Source organism: Burkholderia pyrrocinia, assembly GCF_003330765.1.
Taxonomy (GTDB): Bacteria; Pseudomonadota; Gammaproteobacteria; order Burkholderiales; family Burkholderiaceae; genus Burkholderia; species Burkholderia pyrrocinia_B.
The window spans coordinates 870220-890425 of the sequence record NZ_CP024904.1 but is presented as its reverse complement, the minus strand read 5'-3'; the positions used below and the strand labels follow the sequence as shown (position 1 = coordinate 890425).

The following is a 20206-nucleotide window of genomic DNA, read 5'->3' as shown; positions in this document are numbered from 1 at the left end:
GTGGCGACCCGCGAATGCACTGAACCGACGTGCAAAATTACGTTACGACGCGCGTTCGCAGTCCGTCCAGTACGCAAAAGGATCGCGATGATTCGGGTAGTGCTCGTCAAGCCATTTCAACAACGTCGCCCGGGCATTGTCCATATCGGCTTTCAACGACGAAGTCGTCATTTCGTGCACTTCGATGGACTTTTCCCGATCGATCACGAAACAGTTCCAGTCGGGGCCGTCCAGATCCGGATCGTCGGATGCCTTCGATGACTTGCCCCAGCCAAACCCCTTGCGTGCGTCGATGTAGTACCGGGGATTCACTTTCAGATACGACATCTCGCCGCCCTGCAGGCTGCTCTCCGCTCGCAGTACATCGTGTCCGTCGACGATCTGCGTGACTTCCGGAAGCCGGCGCGATCGCCACCCGACCGGCAGCTTCGCGATGGCCTGAACGCTGTCGTACGTCCCCCACTCCAGGCCCCAGGCTTCGGCCATGCGCGCCATGAATGCATCCGCCCCCGGATAGCCGCGCAGCTGGATTCTGGTCGACAGCGTGACTTCGACGCGGCCGTGAGCGTCGCGAACAGCGGACACATCGTCTCCCTCCGCCTCGAACGGATTTCCCGGACGTGACGCGCTCTTCGCGTCCGCGGGCGCTACGCCCGAGAACAATTGGTCAAGCGCCGCACGCGCCTTCGACGACTTGTCTGGTCTATTCATTACTTACTTCCTCTGCCGCCGAACGGCTGCAAAAATTCTCGATTCCGGTTCATCTCTGTGATCTCTTCGTTTTCCACGGTCGCATTGTCGTCGATCCGGCGGCCCACGCCCAGCGCCGTGAATCGCGCGCCGCTTTCTTCGCCCCCGGCGACCCTGCGTAATCGAGACGGCGTGCCGCGGTCTGCTGGCGATGGCAGGCGTGGTGTCGCGGCATTGCGCGGACGTTCGCGGGATCGCGGTTGCATCGAATAGCAAAACCGGCCGACGTTCAGGAAGCGGGACGGTCCGGGTGAACTCCGGCATCTGCGGAGCCGAATGCATTGTCCGGACAGTCGACCCGCATCAATTCGTCGACGTCGCCGGACTTGACCGTTAGTTGCATGATAGGGGCGCCGACCTCGATGAAGCATTACCGTGGAGCCGGGTGCGCGAGGGTGAGGGTACCAAACTGTGCAGACAAATCGACCGAACAGTTCCCGATTGACCGCGCATCAGTGTGCATGGCTTCGCCCCTGCGACCGGCCGAATAATGGATGCGGCCGTAAGGCCATCGACAGCGAAACACTAGCCGGTGGCCTGCCGCGGCGCACGATTTCCGGCATCCAGAGCCCTCGAAATCCGGGCGCCGAACCGTGCCGCGCCGCCCCGCTACGGGATTCGCCGCAGCGCGCAAAATCGGCTTCATATATATTCATACGAATTGCATGGGGTCACGCGTTGGTCCACCCGCTCACCCGAGTGGCACGACACACAGCCGGACGCCATGCAAGTGAAGCCCATGATGGCTATGGAGACTCGTCCGATCGCCCCGGCCTCGCCGTCGGCCGGTCGAGACGTCAATAGAAAGATCATTCAATTCGGAGATGGCAGATGGAACGAAGCACGGTCGGCATGCGCTGCAAACCCCTGATCACCGTCGCACTGGCTGCCGCCGCGTTTGCGGCCGCATCGACCGCGATGGCCGATCAGGTCGTCAAGATCGGCAGCGTTGAACCGACGACGGGCGGCATCTCGCACCTCGGCAAGGACAACGAGAACGGCGCGCGCCTCGCGGTCGAGGAAATCAATGCGAAGGGGCTCACGATCGGCGGCAAGAAGGTCACGCTGCAACTCGATGCGCAGGACGACGCCGCCGACCCGCGCCAGGCCACGCAGGTTGCGCAGAAGCTGGTCGACGACAAGGTCGTCGCCGTCATTGGCCACCTGAACTCGGGCACGTCGATCCCGGCGTCGAAGATCTACAGCGACGCGGGCATCGTGCAGATCTCGCCGTCGGCCACCAACCCGACCTACACGCAGCAAGGCTTCAAGACGACTTACCGCGTCGTCGCGACCGACGCGCAGCAAGGCCCGGCGCTCGCGAGCTACGCGCAGTCGAAGGGCGTGAAGAGCGTGGCGGTGATCGACGATTCGACCGCTTACGGCCAGGGCCTCGCGAACGAGTTCGAGAAGAAGGCGAAGGCGCTCGGCCTGAAGGTGCTGTCGCACGACGCGACCAACGACAAGGCGGTCGACTTCCGCGCGATTCTCACGAAGATCAAGGGCGAGAACCCGGACGCAATCATGTACGGCGGCATGGACGCCACCGGCGGCCCGCTCGCGAAGCAGGCGAAGCAACTCGGCCTGCGCGCGCGGATCCTGTCCGGCGACGGCGTGTGCACCGACTCGCTGGCCGAACTGGCCGGCCCGGCGGCCGACAACGTGCTGTGCTCGCAAGCCGGCGCGGCGCTCGAGAAGATGCCGGGCGGCGCGGCATTCGTCGCGAAGTACGAGAAGCGCTTCAACCAGGGCATCAAGTTCGATGCGCCGTTCGCGTACGACGCGGTCTACATCGCCGTCGACGCGATGAAGCGCGCGAACTCGACCGACCCGGCGAAGATCCTCGCGGCGATGCCGGCGACGAAGTACGACGGCGTGATCGGCACGACGACGTTCGATGCGAAGGGCGACCTGACGCACGGGATCATCTCGATCTACGGCTACAAGGGCGGCAAGAAGTCCTTCCTCGATCAGGTCAAGATGTAACCCGCCGCGACGCCGGCACGACGGGAACGCCACCCGTCGGCGCCGGCGTCGCGCCGGCCGATTCAGGTTTTACGGAGACGAAGCATCATGTGTGCAATGGCGTATACCGAATTTCAGCAGGAGTTGAGAAAGGCGCAGCTGACTGCGCGAGAGTTTGCCCGACTGATCCGGATGAACGAAAGCTCGATCACGAACTATTCCAGCAAGGGCACCGTCCCTTCCCACCTCGCGGTCATCGCGAAACTGATCGGCACGCTGGCCGCGCACGAGATCGACTTCCGGCGCGTGATCCGGCAGATGCGAATCGAGCCGAAACGGCCGCGCGGCGTCGGTGCGTTTCCTGCGGCCGACAAGCCGCGTTCACGGAAAGCTGCGAAAGCCGGCGCCTGAGCCGCAGCGTGTGTCGATAGCGGCATGGATTGCCACTCGACGCTCGAAGTCATCTCACGGGCAACGCGACGCGCGACGCCCGATCTTCACCCCGCCGCACGAACGTGATCGAGCAGCGCCTGCAGCGGATGGCGCAACTCCCGCGCGGACATGCGCTTCACCTGGCTGCGACATGAATACCCGGTTGCCAGCGCCTCGCCTTCATCGCTCGGCGCATCGACATGCGTCGCCCAGGACTGCGAATAGATCGTCTTCGACGTCTCGAGATTGCGCGCCTCGTGCCCATAGGTGCCGGACATCCCGCAGCACCCGGTTGCCTGAACCTGCAAGCGCAGCCCGCGCCGCGCGAACACCTGCGCCCATTGCTTGCCGCTGTCGGGCGCATTGGTCTTCTCGGTACAGTGCGGCAGCAACCGGTATGCACCGGACACCCCGCCCGCGCCGGCTTCCGGCAGCGTCTGCAGCAGCCATTCCTGCGGCAGCGCAACCTCCGGCACGTCGGCGAGCCCCGTCACCTTCAGGTATTCCTGCCGATACGTGAGCGTCATCGCCGGGTCGAGGCCGACCAGCGCGACGCCCGAGCGCGCCAGCGCGGCCAGTTGCCCGGCATTGCGGATCGCCGCCTTCTCGAACGCCTGAAGGAAGCCCTGCACGTGCAGCGCCTTGCCGTTCGGCGCGAGCGGTGCGAGCCACACCTGAAAACCCAGGCGCGCCGCCAGCTCGATCAGCGTCGCCAGTTGCTCGGTATCGAAATAGCGCGTGAACGTGTCCTGCACGATGACAACGCTGCGCGCGCGTTGCGCGTCGCTCAGCGCCGCGAGTGCGTGCGGCTCGGCCGGCTTCACGCGCCATTGCCGGATGACGGCCGCGAGATCGAAGCGGCTCAGCAGCGGGCTGTCGACCATGCCAACCTGCCGCTCCAGCAGCGTGCGCACCCATTCCGCTCGCATCAGCCCGTTGTACAGCGCGGACACCCGCGCCATCCACGGCATCGTGAATTCGAGCGAGCCGATCAGGTAGTCGCGCAGCGGCCGCAGATAGCGCTGGTGATACAGCTCGAGAAAGCGCGAACGAAACTCGGGCACGTTGACCTTGACCGGGCACTGCCCCGCGCACGACTTGCAGGCGAGGCACCCGGCCATCGCGTCGTACACCTCGTGCGAGAAGTCGGCCTCGCCGTCGCGCGCGGCGCGGCTGTTGCGCCAGCGGGCAGCCAGACCGCGCAGGAACGGCTGCCGCGCACGCGCCGCCGCTACCACGTCGACGCCGGCCTGCCCTTGCAGGCGCAACCATTCGCGCATCAGCGAAGCACGCCCCTTCGGCGAGTGCACGCGCTCGCGCGTCGCCTTCCACGACGGGCACATCGCGTCGTCCGGATCGAAGTTGTAGCACGCGCCGTTGCCGTTGCAGTGCATCGCGGTGCCGTAGCTCTGCCACACGCGCTCGTCGATCTGCCGGTCGTGGTCGCCGCGCGTCGGCACTTCGTCGATCTTCAGCAGCCGCATCGTGTGGTCCGGCGGCGTCGCGATCTTGCCCGGGTTGAACTGGTTGTGCGGATCGAACGCCGCCTTCAGTTGCTGCAGCGACGGATACAGCTCGCCGAAAAACGCCGGCGCATATTCGGAGCGCACGCCCTTGCCGTGCTCGCCCCACAGCAGGCCGCCATGACGCTGCGTGAGCTCGGCCACCGCGTCCGACACGGGCCGCACCAGCGCGGCCTGCCGCGGGTCCTTCATGTCGAGCGCCGGGCGCACATGCAGCACGCCCGCGTCGACATGGCCGAACATCCCGTACTGCAACCCGTGGCTATCGAGCAGCGCGCGGAATTCGGCGATGTACGCAGCCAGGTTCTCGGGCGGCACCGCGGTGTCCTCGACGAACGGTTGCGGACGCGCCTCGCCCTGCACGTTGCCGAGCAGGCCGACCGCGCGCTTGCGCATCGCATACACGCGCTTCACCGCATCGTCGCCGGCCGCGAGCGTATGGCCCAGCCGCTCCACGCTCGTATCGGTGCGCAGATGGTCGACGAAGGCGCGTACGCGCGCGTCGACGTCATCCGCGTCGTCGCCGCTGAATTCGATCAGGTTGATGCCGAGCGTCGGGCGCGGGTCATCCTGCGGAAAATACTCGGCCACGCTGCTCCACACGAAGTCCTTTATCGCCAGCATCAGCACCTTCGAGTCGACCGTCTCGATCGACAGCGGCTTGTGCTCGATCAGCGCGCGCGCGTCGCGCAGCGCGTCCATGAAGCCGGCGTAACGCACGTTGACCAGCACCGAATACTTCGGGATCGGCAGCACGTTGAGCTTCGCTTCGACGACGAAGCCGAGCGAGCCTTCAGCGCCGCACAGCACGCTGTTCAGGTTGAAGCGGCCGTCGGGTTCGCGCAGGTGCGCGAGGTCATAGCCGGTCAGGCAGCGGTTGAGCTTCGGAAACTTCGCTTCGATCAGCGCCGCCTTGTCGTCGCTGATGCGCCGTGCGGTGCGGTAGACCTTGCCGATGCGGTCCTGTCGCGCACAGCGGCGCGCCAGCTCGTCGTCCGCGAGCGCGTCGCTGTGCAGCTGCTCGCCGCCCATCAGCACGAAATCCAGCTCGAGCACGTGATCGCGCGTCTTGCCGTACGTGCAGCTGCCCTGCCCGCTCGCGTCGGTGTTGATCATCCCGCCGACGGTCGCGCGGTTCGACGTCGACAGCTCCGGCGCGAAAAACAGCCCGTGCGGCTTCAGCGCGGCATTGAGCTGATCCTTGACGACGCCCGCCTGCACCCGCGCCCAGCGCTGCTCGACGTTGATTTCCAGGATCCGGTTCATGTTCCGCGACAAGTCGACGACCACGCCGTCGGTCAGCGACTGCCCGTTGGTGCCGGTGCCGCCGCCGCGCGCGGCCACCGCGACGTCGCGATGCGCGGGCTCGGCGAGCAGCCGGGCCAGCAGCCGGACGTCGTCGGCATGGGCGGGGCAGATCACCGCTTGCGGCAGGCGCTGGTAGATCGAATTGTCGGTGGACTGGACCGTCCGGTTCGCATGGTCCGCGCGGATTTCCCCGGCGAATCCGGCGGCCTGCAACGCGGCGAGAAAGTCGCGGTACGCGTTCGCGGGCGGGCTGGCGGGACGGGGCAACGGAGCGATGGACATGGGGCAAAGGCGCGAGGTGAACGGAATCGGGGCGCTGCCTCGGTCAAAAACATGAGCTTTGAGCAAGGTTCCACGCAACCCGGAAATCCAGTATCTTGCGAATCTACGCGAGAAACAAACGAATTCTCCCCCGGAAAAGCTTGCATAAAACTCATGAATTACCGTCGCCTCACCCCGTCCATGTCGCTGCTGCTCGTGTTCGAGGCAGCCGCGCGGCACGAAAGCTACACGCGCGCGGCCGAGGAGCTGTCGCTGAGCCAGAGCGCGATCAGCCGGCAGGTCCAGACGCTCGAGGATCAGCTCGGCGTGTCGCTGTTCCGGCGCGAGGGCCGCTCCGTGAAGCTGACGGAAGTCGGACGCCGCTACTTCGTCGAGCTGAGCGGCGCACTGGGCCGCATCCGCGGCGCGACGCTGCAGGCGATGTCCCACCAGGCGGGCGCCGGCACGCTGCGGCTCGCGACCTTGCCGACGTTCGGCTCGAAATGGCTGCTGCCGCACCTGCACGACTTCTACGCCGCGCATCCGGGCGTGACCGTGCACCTTCATTCGCGGATCGGCGCGATCGATTTCCTCAACGACGACCTCGACGCGGCCATTACCGTCGGCGTGGGCGACTGGCCCGGCCTGCATGCGCATCGGCTGTACAACGAGTTCCTGATCGCGATCGCGAGCCCCGATGGCGGCAACCGCAAGGCTGGCGCGCACACGCCGGCCTGGGCCGCGAAGCAGACGCTGCTGGGCGTGACGAGCAACCAGCAGGCGTGGGCCGAATGGTTCTCGCACTATCGGCTCGACCATCGCCAGATGCGCGTCGGCCCGAGCTTCGAGCTGACGTCGCATCTGATCCAGGCCGTCCGGGCCGGGATGGGGATCGGGCTGGTGCCGAAGGTGCTGGTGGAGGACGAACTGAGCCGCAAGGAACTCGTGTCGATCGGCGACGCGATTACCAGCCAGCGCAGCTACTACCTCGTCTACCCGCCGGGGAACGAAACGCTGCCGTCGCTCGTCGCGTTCCGCGAATGGTTGCTGAAATCGTGCTGACACGCCGCCGGCAACGTGCCGGTCACGCGCGCCATTCGTCGAGAATCTGCTCGGCGAGGTAGTCGCACGGCGCACGCGCGGACTGCGCGCTGCGCGCGAGTACGACCTCGAGTTCACCCAGCGACGGCAGCCCGTGACTCTCGGAAAGCTGGACGAGGTGCTCGGGAATGCAGCAGCGCGCCAGCGGCGCGACGGCGAGCCCGGCCTCCACCATGCTGAGCAGCCCGAGGAAGCTCGGGCTTTCGTACGACATCCGGAACGGGATGTTCTGCCGGTTCAGCGCCTTGATCGCATGATCGCGCGCCATGCTGCCGCCGTGCGTGAAAAAGGCCACCGGCAGCGGCCGCTCTTCCCACACGTTCCGTTTCGGCGACCCGGTCCAGACAAGCGGTTCGAGCCGGATCAGTTCGCCGGTCACGCCCTTGATCCGCGTGAGACAGGCGAGATCGACCGTGTTGTCCTTCAGCATCGGCACGAGCGCGCTGCTCGGCTGGCCGATCACCCGCACTTCCACGCGCGGATGCATCGCGGCGAATTTGCCGAGCACCTGCGGCAACAGCGACGAAATGTAATCGTCGGGCACGCCGATCGTCACGCGGCCGCGGATTTCCGGGCGCACGACCGACGCCCAGGCCTCGTCGCGCATCGCCAGCATCCGGCGGCCGTATTCGGCGAGCATCGTGCCGTCGTCGGTGGCCGTCACGTTGCGCGTGTCGCGGATGAAGAGCGGCTTGCCGAGCGCGTCCTCCAGCGCCTTGATCTGCATGCTCACCGCCGACGGCGACCGGTGCACGGCCTGCGCGCCCTGCGCGAACGATCCGGATTCCGCCACGGCCACCACCATCGCCAGCACATCGAGGTCGAGCTTTTTCATTTCATTCAGAAAATCTGATCAATCGATTCAGTTTATCCCGTTTTACTGTTCCCCTCCACGGTCGGACAATGAATCCGGTCAGCACTCGTTGCAGGAAGCGGAAAACATGCATACGTCCGGATCGCTCTACGGATTTCTCGTCATCGGCGGCATGCTCGCGGTCACGCCGGGGCCGAACATGGTCTACGTGATGTCGCGCTCGATCGCGCAAGGACGCACGGCCGGGCTCATTTCGCTGGCCGGCGTGATGATCGGTTACCTGTTCTACATGTTCGGCGCGGCGTTCGGCATCACGACGCTGTTCATGAGCGTGCCCTATGCGGGCAGCGTGCTGGGCGCGGTAGGCGCGGCCTACCTGCTGTACCTGGCATGGCAGGCGGTCAGGCCGGGCGGGCGCTCGCCGTTCGAGGTGCAGGCACTGCCGAGCGAACAGCCGCTGCGCCTGCTCGCGATGGGCGCGACGACCAGCGTGCTGAACCCGAAGCTCGCGATGCTGTTCCTGTCGCTGCTGCCGCAGTTCATCGACTACCGGAACGGCAGCGTGCTCGGGCAATCGCTGTTTCTCGGTTCGCTGCTGATCGCCGCGTTCGCGTCGGCAAACGGGCTGGTGGCGATCTGCTCGAGCAGCATCGCGAAGTTCCTGCACGGGCGCCCGACGCTGCTGCTCGCGCAGCGCTGGGCGATGGGCCTTATCCTCGGCAGCCTCGGCGTGCAGATGGTTGTCGATGCATCGAAGCTGGCGGGCGTAGCGTGAGTCTCGCGCGGCGCGCGCTCACGCAATCGCACGCTGCGCCCCAACCGGCACGCATCACGCGGCCACCGCCTGCCGCTGCGCCTCGAGTTCGCGCACGAGCGGCAGCACGCGCTGGCCGAAATACTCGACCTCCTCGATGAAATGCAGGAACCCGGCCAGCACGAGATCGACGCCGATCGCCTTCAGCGCGACGATCCGCTCGGCAATCTGTTGCGGCGTGCCGATCAGGTTCGTGCGGAAGCCGTCGTTGTACTGCACCAGATCCTCGAACGTCGATTTCGCCCAGTTGCCCTCGCGTTCCGGCGACGCGCTGCCGGCCTCTTTCACCGCATCGCCGAACGCATGCACGGCCTCGACGTGCGCGTGCCGGATGATGTCGTCGAGCACCGCCCGCGCCTCTTCCTCGGTGTCGCGCGCGATCACGAACGCGTTGACGCCGATGCGCACGCGATGGTTGTTCGCGGCCGCTTTCGCGCGGATGTCGTCGATCTGCGCCTTCAGGTTCTCCTGTGTATTGCCGTTCGTGAAATACCAGTCCGACACGCTCGCCGCGTTGTCGCGTGCCGCGCGCGAGCTGCCGCCCTGGAAGATTTCCGGATGCGGTTTCTGCACCGGCTTCGGGCTCAGCGTGTAGTCGTTGAAGCGGTAGAAGTCGCCCTTGAACGTGAAGTTGTCCTGCGTCCAGATGCCCTTCAGCGCCTGGATGAATTCCTTCGAGCGCCGATAGCGTTCGTCGTGCTCGAGCCACGGCTCGCCGATCGCGGTGAATTCGCCCTTGAACCAGCCGCTCACCACGTTGATCGCGATGCGCCCGTTCGAAATATGGTCGATCGTCGCGAGCTGCTTCGCGACCACGGCCGGATGCCACGGCCCCGGCAGGATCGCGGCGAGCACCTTGAGCTTCGTCGTCGCATGCAGCAGCGCCTGGCTGAACGACACCGACTCATGCTGGTATTCGGCGCCGTAGCCGGCCGTGAAGCGGATCTGGCTCAGCGCGTAGTCGAAGCCGGCCGCCTCGGCCGTGCGCGCGAGCTGCTGGTTGTATTCGAGGCTCCAGTCGGTACGCTGCTCGATCGTACTGACGACGAGGCCGCCGCTGACGTTCGGCACCCAGTAGGCGAACTTGACGCCGTCGGCGGAAGGGTCGGTAAGGCTCATGAGTGTGTCCTGGTCGTGGGGAAAAGCGGTGACGGCCTACGCGGCCGCGGCGGGAAGTGCACGCGCGCGCAGTTGCGGCGCCGCGCGGTCGACGGCGAGCGCGATGCGCGCACGCAGCGCCGGGCTCGCGATCTCGTAGCGGTCGAAATCGCTTTCGGATGCGTACACGCCGACCGGCAGCGTGCGCGCGTGGAAGAAGCTGAACAGCGGGCGGAGCTGATGGTCGATCACGAGTGCATGACGCTCGCTGCCGCCCGTAGCCGCGAGCAGCACGGGCACATCGACCAGCGCGTCGTGATGCACGAGGTCGAACAGGTGCTTGAAGAGGCCCGTGTACGACGCGCGATACACGGGGCTCGCGACGACGAGCGCATCGGCCGTCTCGATCGCGCGGATCAGCGCTTCGAGGTCGGCCGGCACCTGCGCGCGCGTCAGCGCGCCGGCCAGCCGGCTGCCGATTTCACCGAGTTCGATCAGCCGCGTGTCGATCGGCACCGCGGCGCCGAGCGCCGCGACGATCGCGCCGGTCAGCGCCAGCGTGCGCGACGGCCGCTGCAGGCCGCCCGATATTGCGACCACGTTGAGGGTGTTGCTCATGCGATGCGTTCCCGTTGTCGAGCCGCGCGTTGCCGCGGCGATACCGTTTCGGATCAGCAAGGAGCGTGCCATTTGCTCCGCTGCGTCACGACCGGATCATCTGCATCGCGAAGCTTTTTCTCAATCGCCCGCCGGGCGGGCCGCTCGCACCAAATGACCGGCTGTGGCAAGCGTTCCGGCGAACGCATCACATCGATATTCCGCCGCGCGATGAACCGGATGAAGCGGCGCTGCTGATTCGCTGCTGCGCAGGCAGCAGCGCGTCGCACGCGATGACGCCGAATCCGCTGCCTCAGCGTCACGCCCACGCCGCTCTCCCGCACCGTTGCACGCTGCGCAGCAATCGCGCTTTGGTTATCAGAAATCGATGCTTTTCGCGCGCCGCGAAACGTTGAACACTTTGCTGACCACGCAGCAACCGGACCGTGGCGCCCGTCGGCACCGGTCCGCCCCGTCCGGCCATCCAACGGTTCACCGCCATGACATCCATTTACGCTTCGCCGCGTCCGCTCAACCTGCGTGTCGTCACCGCACCCCGCAACGAACCCGAACCGCGCGATCCGGCCGACCGGCCGGCGGCGGAGCGCATCGCGTCAGTCTTGACGCTGCCCGGGCGCGACGCACCGGTCCGTGCGCCCGCGCAGGTGTTCGTCGATCCGCGTTCGCTCGCGCTGCTCGAACAGGTTCGCCGCGTCGCGCCGAGCGATGCGAACGTGCTGATCGTCGGCGAGACGGGCACCGGCAAGGAACTGATCGCGCGCCATGTGCACGATCTCGGCAATCGCAGCGACGGGCCGTTCGTCGCGGTGAACTGTGGCGCGTTCTCCGAAACGCTCGTCGACAGCGAACTGTTCGGCCATGAGAAAGGGGCGTTTACGGGCGCGTTCAACGCGAAGCCCGGCTGGTTCGAAGCCGCGCACGGCGGCACGCTGTTTCTCGACGAGATCGGCGACCTGCCGCTGTCGATGCAGGTCAAGCTGCTGCGCGTGCTGCAGGAGCGCGAGGTCGTGCGGCTCGGTTCGCGCACGGGCATTCCGGTCAACGTGCGCGTGGTCGCGGCGACCAATGTCGACCTGCAGCATGCGGTGTCGGCCGGACGTTTTCGCGGCGACCTGTACTACCGGCTCAACGTCGTGCAGCTCGCGGTGCCGGCGCTGCGCGAGCGGCCGGGCGACATCCTGCCGCTCGCGCGCCACTTCTTCGACGACTACCGCAGCCGTCTCGGCGACGGGCCGCGCGGCATCGACCCGCGCGCCGAGCGCAGGCTCGCGGCGCACAGCTGGCCCGGCAATATCCGCGAGCTGGAGAACGTGATCCATCACGCGCTGCTCGTGAGCCGCCATGATGCGCTGCAGGACACCGACCTGCCCATCGCGCCGCCGTGCATGCCGGCGGCCGGCGCACGCGGGCCGGAATCGTCCGCCGGCGCGCAGGAAGCGCTCGAACGCGCGCTGCGCGCCCTGTTCGACGACGGACACGGCAACCTGTTCGAACGCATCGAGGACACCGTGATGCGCGTCGCGTTCGAATTCAGCCATCGCAACCAGATCCGCGCCGCCCGGTTGCTCGGCATCAGCCGCAACGTACTGCGTGCGCGGCTGATTCGCGCGAAGGAGATTGCGGCGGTGAAGTAGGCGCTTCCGGCACGGCACGATCGCGCCCGCGATCCGTGCAACGACGTCCCGACCTGATGTATCGTGGCGCGAAGCGCGCGCCCGTCGCCGCATGCGGCCGGCGATGCCGACCCTGCCTGCGACAGCGCGCCTGCACGATCATCCGCAACACGAAAGCCGTCCGGCGCCCGTGCGGGCCCGACCGAGCACCGTTCACCCGTCAGGAATCGTCGCCGTGAAAAAGCTTGTGAACCGCCCGTCCGATGTCGTGCGAGAAATGCTGGAAGGCATCGCGCGGCAATCGCCGCATCTCGCGATCCTCGGCGACGAGCACGTGCTCGTCCGCCAGCCGCTGCCCGAGCCGGCGCAGCGGTCCGTCGCGATCCTCTCCGGCGGCGGCAGCGGCCACGAGCCCGCGCACGGCGGCTACGTCGGCGAAGGGATGCTGAGCGCGGCCGTCTGCGGCGAAGTTTTCACGTCGCCGTCCACCGACGCCGTGCTCGCTGCGATCCGCGCGAGCGCCGGCCCCAACGGCGCGCTCCTGATCGTGAAGAACTACACCGGCGACCGGCTCAATTTCGGGCTCGCCGCCGAGCTTGCGCGGGCGGAAGGCATTCCGGTCGAGACGGTCATCGTCGCCGACGACGTGTCGCTGCGCGGCCGCGTCGAGCGCGGCCAGCGGCGCGGGATCGCCGGCACCGTGCTGATCCACAAGCTCGCCGGCGCGGCCGCCGCGCGCGGGCTGCCGCTCGCCCGCGTCGCCGCGATCGCGCGCGACGCGGCGGCCGAACTCGGCACGATGGGCGTCGCGCTCGACGGCTGCACGATCCCGGGCGCCGACAAGTCGGGCTTCAGCCTCGCCGATCACGAGATCGAGCTCGGCCTCGGCATCCACGGCGAGAAAGGCGTCGAACGCCGCGCGCCGCTGCCGGCCGACGCACTGGTCGACACGCTGCTGTCGAGCATCGTCGCCGATCTCGTGCTCGACAGCGGCGAACGCGTCGCGCTGTTCGTCAACGGCCTCGGCGCGACGCCGGACATGGAACTCGCGATCGTGCTGCGCGCCGCGTACGACAACCTGAGCCGGCGCGGCATCGTCGTCACGCGTGCGTGGGCCGGCACGTTCCTGTCGGCGCTGAACATGCCCGGCTGCTCGATCTCGGTGCTGCGGCTGAACGACGAACGCGCGGCGCTGCTCGACGCGCCGACGCAGGCGCGCGCATGGCCGGGCGGCGGCGCCGTGAATGAGCGAATCCGCGTGGCCGCGGCCGACTCGCGCGACGCAGCGCTGCCGCCGCTCGACGCGGCCGGCCGCGCGTGGGCCGCACGCCTGCAGCCGGCGCTGCACGCGGTCGCACGGACGCTGATCGACCACGAACAGACGCTGACGGACCTCGATGCGGCGGCCGGCGACGGCGATCTCGGCGCAAGCATGCTGCGCGCCGCGCAGGCGATCCTCGAACTGCCCGAAACCGCGTACGGCACGCCGGCGGGTGCGCTCGCGGCGCTCGGCGCCGCCTTGCGCCGCGCGATCGCCGGCAGTTCGGGACCGTTCTATGCGACCGCGCTGCTGCGCGCGTCGCGCCGGCTGGCCGATATCGCCGAGCCGTCGGCGCGCGACTGGGCAGCGGCGTTCCGCGCGGCGGCGGATTCGATCAGCGAACTGGGCGGTGCCCATGCCGGCGACCGGACGATGCTCGATGCGCTGGTGCCGGCCGCCGATACGTTCGACCATGCGCTCGACCATGATCGCGATCCCGCGAGCGCGTGGGCGGCGGCCGTCGAGGCGGCCGAGCATGGCGCACAGGAAACGGCGCGCATGACGCCGCGCGCGGGACGCGCGAGCTATCTCGGCGAGCGCGCGATCGGCACGCCGGATGGCGGCGCGGTGGCGGTGTCGTACTGGCTGCGCGCGTTGCAGCAGCACGTGCGATAGGCGGCGGCGCGCGCGAGGCGGGCCGGCCGCGCCGCCCGCATCAACCTGCCTGGCAGCCGTGCGGCGGCGTCCCGACATGGCTGACGTTGCAATGCACCACAGGCGCGGAACGAAGGTTTCCATTCGGATGCCTGATCGCGTGCGGCCGAATCCAGTAACAAGTCTGGTCCGCCAAAACCGGTACGGGACAATCCCGTCGCCCGCGCAAACCTAGCCGGAGCACGAACCAAACCGCGCACCGGCCGTCCGGGCCGCCCCCTGCGCAAACCGCCATCCCCTGCACGGGAAAACCCCGATCTCCACATCGTCCTATGACATCGGGCATCGCCAATTGGCGGGATTACTTTGATCCTCGTCGGCGCCCGCCCGGGCGCATGCTGATAGCGAGGATCCCTCATGCGATACGTGCCATCGTGGACTTCCGTTTCCGCCGCCTCGTCCGTTCCCGACGAAACGGCTTCCCAGCGCGGCGACGAGCCGCACAGCCTGCCGCGGGTCGCGATCGCGGCCGCTGCCCTCGGCAATGCGACCGAATGGTTCGATTACGGCATTTACGCGTACGGACTCGCATACATTTCCGCCGCGCTGTTTCCCGGCAACACTACGAGCGCGACGCTGTTCGCGCTCGGCACGTTCGCGATCTCGTTCCTGATCCGTCCGCTCGGCGGCCTGTTCTGGGGGCCGCTCGGCGACCGGCTCGGCCGCAAGCGCGTGCTCGCGCTGACCGTCCTGACGATGTCGGGCGCGACGCTGCTCGTCGGCCTGCTGCCGACCTATGCGACGGCCGGCTGGCTCGCACCCGCCGCGCTGATCGTGCTGCGCATGGTGCAGGGCTTCTCGACCGGCGGCGAATACGGCGGCGCCGCGACCTTCATCGCCGAATACGCGCCGGATTCGCGGCGCGGCCTGTGCGGCAGTTTCCTCGAATTCGCGACGCTCGCCGGCTTCTCGCTCGGCGCGTTCCTGATGCTCGGCTTCGCACTGCTGCTCGGCGACACCGCGATGCATGGATGGGGCTGGCGCCTGCCGTTCCTCGTCGCGGCGCCGCTCGGCCTGATCGGCTTCTACCTGCGCTCGCGCCTCGAGGAAACGCCGGTGTTCCGCGAGCTCGAGGAACAGGCGCAGCGCCGCGAAAAGCGCGCGATGGCCGCGATGCCGGTCAAGCTGCTGCTGGTGCGCTATGCGAAGCCGCTGCTGCTGCTCGGCGGGCTCGTCGTTGCGCTGAATGTCGTCAACTACGTGCTGCTCGCGTACATGCCGACCTACATGCACAAGGAGCTCGGCGTCGGCGAGAACATGTCGCTGCTGATCCCGCTGATCGGCATGCTCGCGATGATGGTGCTGCTGCCGTTCGCCGGCTGGCTGTCCGACCGCGTCGGCCGCAAGACGATGTGGTGGATCTCGCTGGTCGGGCTGTTCGTCGCGGCCGTGCCGATGTTCACGCTGATGACGCACGGCACGCTCGGCGCATTCATCGGCTTCGCGGTGCTCGGCGTGCTCTACGTGCCGCAGCTCGCGACCATTTCCGCGATGTTCCCGGCGATGTTCCCGACCCACGTCCGGTATGCGGGCATGGCGATTGCGTACAACGTGTCGACGTCGCTGTTCGGCGGCACCGCGCCGATCGTCAACGACTGGCTGATCGGCAAGACCGGCAACGCGCTGATCCCCGCGTACTACATGATGGCGGCCTGCGCGGTCGGGCTGGTCGCGCTGTCCGCGGTGATCGAGACACGCGGGTGCTCGCTGCGCGGGGAGACCGTTCCCGGTCAACCGGGCTGACACGCGACGCGGCGGTTCCCGGCTTCCCATAAACGGCATCCATTGCATCGCCCGCCGTCCGGCAACGGACGGCGGGCGATGTGCGTTTCGGGGCGGAAGTGTCGGCGCCGCCTCACCGGAAAGCAGCCAAACATGTCACGCTGCGTCGACAGGCCGTCACCAGTCGATTCCAGCGGGATGCCTGAAGGCTCAATCGGTGACAACCTTTCCTGGAGGAGCGCGCCGCCATGCAATACAGCAAAGGATTCTTCGATCTGCAAATCCGCTTTGCACAAACCGTTGCACGCGTGATCGATGTGCCTTTGGAACGAGCGTTGCTGGAATACACGAATCTCTACGTCCGATTTGGACTAGGGCGTGCTTTTAACCAGGATCATCCGATTTGGCGTCGTTACATTGACGGTTTGAGCGAAGCAGCCGACATCTGCGACTGGACGTATCGTTTCTTTGCCGGACGACCGAAAGATCTCCAGCCACCGTTACTCGTCGCGACATTCGGCTGTTTCTCGTACGCCAGGCAGGACGCAGAGTGCGTCCGCATCCACTTCCACAATAGGGAGCCGTCCGCGGTTTCCCCTCTAAGCACGCCATGCCTGGCCGCGAGACTGGCAGAACTCCGTTCGCTGTTCGACCACGTTCGGCGAACCGAGCGAGCGGTCGTTCGTGTCGCAGGAACTTCCTGGCTTTATAACGTCCGTGCTTATCAGCGATGTTTCCCGGCGAACTACGTAGCGAGCGCTAAAGTAGCCGAATTTCGTTTTGGCAACATGTCTCTTTGGGGACAGTTTCTGGACCGCTACGGTGCTGTCAAAGTCGCTATGGCCGAGGAGTTCATGCAACGGCTGTCGGGTGCGACGGATTTCCACGCACTGGCTCGCAGCTTCCCCCTGCAAGCGCTCGCGGTCGACGCCCCGATTACGCAGTTTTACCGTTTCTACGGGCTGGAGAATGCTTGCTGAACGATTTTTTGTGGAAAGACGACGGACGGCAACGGGTCGACCTGAGTCAGGTGTCGTCGGTCCGCTTCGCAAAGCGTCGCTGAGCGTTCGACATCATGACGGACCACTTCGTGTCGGCAAGCGACACCTGCGGAAATCCGAGCATCCGATTCAAGCGTCGCGCCCCGGGACACGTGAAGACATTTCGGCAGACGTCGCTGCGGCGTCGAGATGGCGAATCGCGCATCTCGAACCCGAGTCCATCATGAAAAATGCCGCCGCACTCCCGTGCGACGGCGTCTTCTCGCGCGCCGAACGCGCGCATCACCACCAAACAGCGCTTACCCCGCGACCGACAAATTCCGCTCCGCGACCTCATCGACCGCTTCCCGCACGATCGCGACGATCTCGTCGGCCTCCGCGCGCGTCATCACCAGCGGCGGCGCAAAACCGAGAATGTCGCCGTGCGGCATCGCGCGCGCGATCACGCCGCGCTGCAGCGCCGCGGCCGACACCTGCGTGCCGATCTTCAGCGCGGGATCGAACGGCTTGCGCGCATCCTTGTCGGCCATGAACTCCAGCGCGGCCAGCATCCCGACGCTGCGCACCTCGCCGACGAGCGGATGCGCGCCGAACGCGTCGCGCAGCTTCGTGCCGAAATAGGCGCCCACTTCACCTGCGTTGCCGACGAGGTTCTCGCGCTCCAGGATCGCGAGGTTCGCCAGCGCGGCGGCCGCACACACCGGATGGCCCGAATAGGTCCAGCCGTGCCCCATCGGCCCGTGCTCCTGCGAGCCGCGCGCGATCACGTCCCACACCTTCTCGCCGACGATCACGCCCGACAGCGGCGCATACGCGCTCGTCAGCCCCTTCGCGACCGTGATCAGGTCGGGTTCGATCCCGAAGTGCTGCGCACCCATCTTCGAGCCGAGACGTCCGAACCCGCACACGACCTCGTCCGAAATCAGCAGGATGTCGTGCTTGCGCAGCACGGCCTGGATCGCGGGCCAGTAGCCGGTCGGCGCTTCGATGATGCCGCCCGTGCCCATCACCGGTTCCGCGATGAACGCCGCGATCGTGTCTGCGCCTTCGCGCGCGATCAGCTTCTCGAGTTCGTCCACGCAATACGCGACGAACTGCGCTTCGCTCATGCCGGCCGGTGCGTTGCGATACCAGTGCGGGCACACCGTATGCTTCACGCGGTCGATCGGCAGGTCGAAATGCTGGTGGAAACTCGGCAGGCCCGTGAGGCTGCCCGTCACGATGCCCGAGCCGTGATAGCCGCGCTCGCGCGAGACGATCTTCTTCTTGTTCGGGCGGCCGAGCACGTTGTTGTAGTACCAGACGATCTTGACCTGCGTCTCGTTCGCATCGGAACCCGACATTCCGTAATAGACCTTCTTCATTCCCGCCGGCGCCCAGTCGATGATGCGCGACGACAGCTCGATGATCGCGTCCGACGAGTGGCCGACATACGTGTGGTAATACGCGAGCTGCTTCGCCTGTTCGTACATCGCTTCGGCGACTTCCGTGCGTCCGTAGCCGATGTTCACGCAGTAGAGGCCGGCGAACGCATCGATATAGCGCTTGCCCTGATGGTCCTCGATGCGGATGCCGTCGCCGCCGCGCACGATCTTGCCGGGCAGCGCACCGGTCTCGTGGTCGTACGCGTGCGTCGACGGGTGCATGAAATGGGCGCGGTCCTCGCGCAGCAGTGCGTCGATCGATGGTTTCATGATGAGCTCCTTTGAATGGGTCAGGCCGTCGCCGCAATGGGCAGGCCGAGATTGCCGAGGCAGAAGTACTTGGTTTCGGTGAACGGCTCGAAACCTTCGGCGCCGCTTTCGCGCCCGAGGCCCGACGCCTTCATCCCGCCGAATGGGATCGGCGCGCCGGTGAATTTCACGCCATTGACCGACACCATCGCGAAATCGAGCCGCCGCACGAGCTGGAAGATCGTGTCGATGCGCGTCGCGCACACGTACGCGGCGAGGCCGTACTCGGTGTCGTTCGCCCGCTCCACGGCTTCGTCGAGCGTGTCGAACGCGCTGACCGCCGAGATCGGCGCGAAGTTTTCCTCGTCGTACACGCGCATGCCGGGCGCGGCATCCGCGATCACGGTCGGCTCGTAGAACCAGCCGCCGAGCGCATGCGGCCGGCCGCCCGCGACGATGCGCGCGCCGCGCGCACGCGCATCCTCGACGCGCGCCGCCGTCGCGTCGAACGCGGCCTGGTGCATCAGCGGACCGACCTCGACGCCCGGCTCGAACGCCGGCCCCGTCTTCAGCTCACGCACCGCGCTCGCGTAACGACTGACGAACGTGTCGTAGAGCGGTCGCGCAACGAGGATCCGGTTCGCCGCGCAGCAGTCCTGCCCGGAGGTCTGGAACTTCGCGCCGACGGCGATCCGGACGGCTTGATCGACTTCCGCATCCTCGGTCACGATCAACGGCGCATTGCCGCCCAGCTCGAGCGCGATCTTCCGGATGCCGGCCCGCGCGGCGGTCTCGGTCACGAGCCGCCCGACGCGCGTCGATCCGGTGAAGCTCACCGCGCGCACCCGCGCATCGCCGACCAGCGTTTCCATCGCCATCTGCGGCTCGCCGAGCACGACGTTGAACACCCCGGCCGGCAAACCGGCCTCGTCGGCGAGCTGCGCCAGCGCGAGCGCCGAGAACGGCGTCTCGTGCGCGGGTTTCACGACGGTCGTGCAGCCCGCCGCGATCGCGGCGGCAGCCTTGCGCGCGATCATCGCGGCCGGAAAATTCCACGGCGTGATCAGCGCCGCGACGCCGACCGGCTCCATCACTGTGCCGAGATGCGCGCCGTCGATATGCGTCGGGATCGTGCGGCCTGCGAAGCGTTTCGCCTCGTTCGCGAACCACTCGACGAAGCTCGCCGCATAGCGGATCTCGCCGCATGCTTCGGCGAGCGGTTTGCCCTGCTCCAGCGACAGCAGTGCAGCCAGATCGTCGAGATGGCGCAGGATCAGCGCATGCCAGCGCAGCAAGGCCGCGCTGCGCACGGCCTGCGGCGTCCAGCGCCAGGTTGCGTACGCGCGCTGCGCGGCGTCGACGGCCGCGACGATCTGTGCGCGTTCGAGCATCGGCACGTGCCCGATCACGGCCTGATCGGCCGGGTTCACGACGGCGACCGTCGCGGCGCTGTCGCTGTGGATCCAGCGACCGTCGACGTAGCACGTCGACTTGAACAGAACGGGGTGTCCGGGCAGCATGCTGCGTCTCCTCGTGGT

The 20206-nt window shown here is 67.1% G+C and carries 16 protein-coding genes; 9 read left to right on the top strand and 7 right to left on the bottom strand.

The window, feature by feature from the left end; all coding sequences use genetic code 11:
- Positions 1-42 precede the first annotated feature (42 nt).
- Complete coding sequence (locus CUJ89_RS37085; protein WP_114182360.1) at positions 43-711, bottom strand: nitroreductase; 669 nt, start codon at positions 709-711, stop codon at positions 43-45.
- A gap of 870 nt (positions 712-1581) precedes the next feature.
- On the opposite strand from CUJ89_RS37085, the gene CUJ89_RS37080 reads away from it, so the two are divergent.
- Entirely contained in the window at positions 1582-2736 is a 1155-nt protein-coding gene (locus CUJ89_RS37080; protein WP_114182359.1) for a branched-chain amino acid ABC transporter substrate-binding protein, read from the top strand.
- Between the two features lie 87 nt (positions 2737-2823).
- A complete protein-coding gene (locus CUJ89_RS37075; RefSeq protein WP_114182358.1) occupies positions 2824-3126 on the top strand; it encodes an XRE family transcriptional regulator in 303 nt (100 codons plus the stop codon).
- Positions 3127-3212: 86 nt separating this feature from the next.
- Here the strand turns inward: CUJ89_RS37075 and CUJ89_RS37070 are convergent, their stop codons facing one another.
- Positions 3213-6260 (bottom strand): FAD-binding and (Fe-S)-binding domain-containing protein, encoded by a 3048-nt coding sequence (locus CUJ89_RS37070; RefSeq protein ID WP_114182357.1) that lies wholly within the window; start codon positions 6258-6260, stop codon positions 3213-3215.
- Between the two features lie 153 nt (positions 6261-6413).
- On the opposite strand from CUJ89_RS37070, the gene CUJ89_RS37065 reads away from it, so the two are divergent.
- Positions 6414-7301: a LysR substrate-binding domain-containing protein gene (locus tag CUJ89_RS37065; protein ID WP_114182356.1), complete on the top strand. Its 888-nt coding sequence runs from the start codon at positions 6414-6416 to the stop codon at positions 7299-7301.
- Between the two features lie 22 nt (positions 7302-7323).
- Here the strand turns inward: CUJ89_RS37065 and CUJ89_RS37060 are convergent, their stop codons facing one another.
- Positions 7324-8175, bottom strand: coding sequence for a LysR substrate-binding domain-containing protein (locus CUJ89_RS37060; protein ID WP_114182355.1), 852 nt, complete (start codon positions 8173-8175; stop codon positions 7324-7326).
- Positions 8176-8281: 106 nt separating this feature from the next.
- Here CUJ89_RS37060 and CUJ89_RS37055 point away from each other — a divergent pair, with 106 nt between their 5' ends.
- The gene (locus tag CUJ89_RS37055; RefSeq protein ID WP_114182507.1) at positions 8282-8929 is read left to right on the top strand and encodes a LysE family translocator; all 648 of its coding nucleotides are present in this window, start codon (positions 8282-8284) and stop codon (positions 8927-8929) included.
- 54 nt (positions 8930-8983) lie between these two features.
- Here CUJ89_RS37055 and sfnG read toward each other — a convergent pair whose 3' ends face one another.
- Both sfnG and msuE read right to left on the bottom strand, forming a co-directional pair.
- Positions 8984-10087: a dimethylsulfone monooxygenase SfnG gene (gene sfnG, locus CUJ89_RS37050; protein WP_114182354.1), complete on the bottom strand. Its 1104-nt coding sequence runs from the start codon at positions 10085-10087 to the stop codon at positions 8984-8986.
- 36 nt (positions 10088-10123) lie between these two features.
- Positions 10124-10684, bottom strand: a complete 561-nt coding sequence (gene msuE, locus CUJ89_RS37045) for an FMN reductase (RefSeq protein WP_114182353.1) — start codon at positions 10682-10684, stop codon at positions 10124-10126.
- A gap of 65 nt (positions 10685-10749) precedes the next feature.
- Here msuE and CUJ89_RS38160 point away from each other — a divergent pair, with 65 nt between their 5' ends.
- From CUJ89_RS38160 to CUJ89_RS37020, 5 genes are all read left to right on the top strand, one after another.
- Positions 10750-11079, top strand: a complete 330-nt coding sequence (locus CUJ89_RS38160; protein WP_161556596.1) for a hypothetical protein — start codon at positions 10750-10752, stop codon at positions 11077-11079.
- Between the two features lie 84 nt (positions 11080-11163).
- Positions 11164-12318 carry a sigma-54 interaction domain-containing protein gene (locus tag CUJ89_RS37035; protein ID WP_114182352.1) on the top strand — a complete coding sequence of 385 codons (1155 nt, stop codon included), beginning with the start codon at positions 11164-11166 and terminating at the stop codon, positions 12316-12318.
- 214 nt (positions 12319-12532) lie between these two features.
- Positions 12533-14233, top strand: a complete 1701-nt coding sequence (locus CUJ89_RS37030) for a dihydroxyacetone kinase family protein (protein WP_114182506.1) — start codon at positions 12533-12535, stop codon at positions 14231-14233.
- A gap of 396 nt (positions 14234-14629) precedes the next feature.
- On the top strand, positions 14630-16015 hold the full coding sequence (locus CUJ89_RS37025; RefSeq protein WP_114182351.1) for an MFS transporter: 1386 nt from the start codon (positions 14630-14632) through the stop codon (positions 16013-16015).
- Positions 16016-16242: 227 nt separating this feature from the next.
- Complete coding sequence (locus CUJ89_RS37020; protein ID WP_114182350.1) at positions 16243-16974, top strand: hypothetical protein; 732 nt, start codon at positions 16243-16245, stop codon at positions 16972-16974.
- A gap of 320 nt (positions 16975-17294) precedes the next feature.
- Here CUJ89_RS37020 and CUJ89_RS37015 read toward each other — a convergent pair whose 3' ends face one another.
- Both CUJ89_RS37015 and CUJ89_RS37010 read right to left on the bottom strand, forming a co-directional pair.
- Positions 17295-18689: an aspartate aminotransferase family protein gene (locus CUJ89_RS37015; protein ID WP_114182349.1), complete on the bottom strand. Its 1395-nt coding sequence runs from the start codon at positions 18687-18689 to the stop codon at positions 17295-17297.
- A 20-nt stretch (positions 18690-18709) separates the two neighbouring features.
- A complete protein-coding gene (locus CUJ89_RS37010) occupies positions 18710-20188 on the bottom strand; it encodes an NAD-dependent succinate-semialdehyde dehydrogenase (RefSeq protein WP_114182348.1) in 1479 nt (492 codons plus the stop codon).
- Positions 20189-20206: the final 18 nt, after the last annotated feature.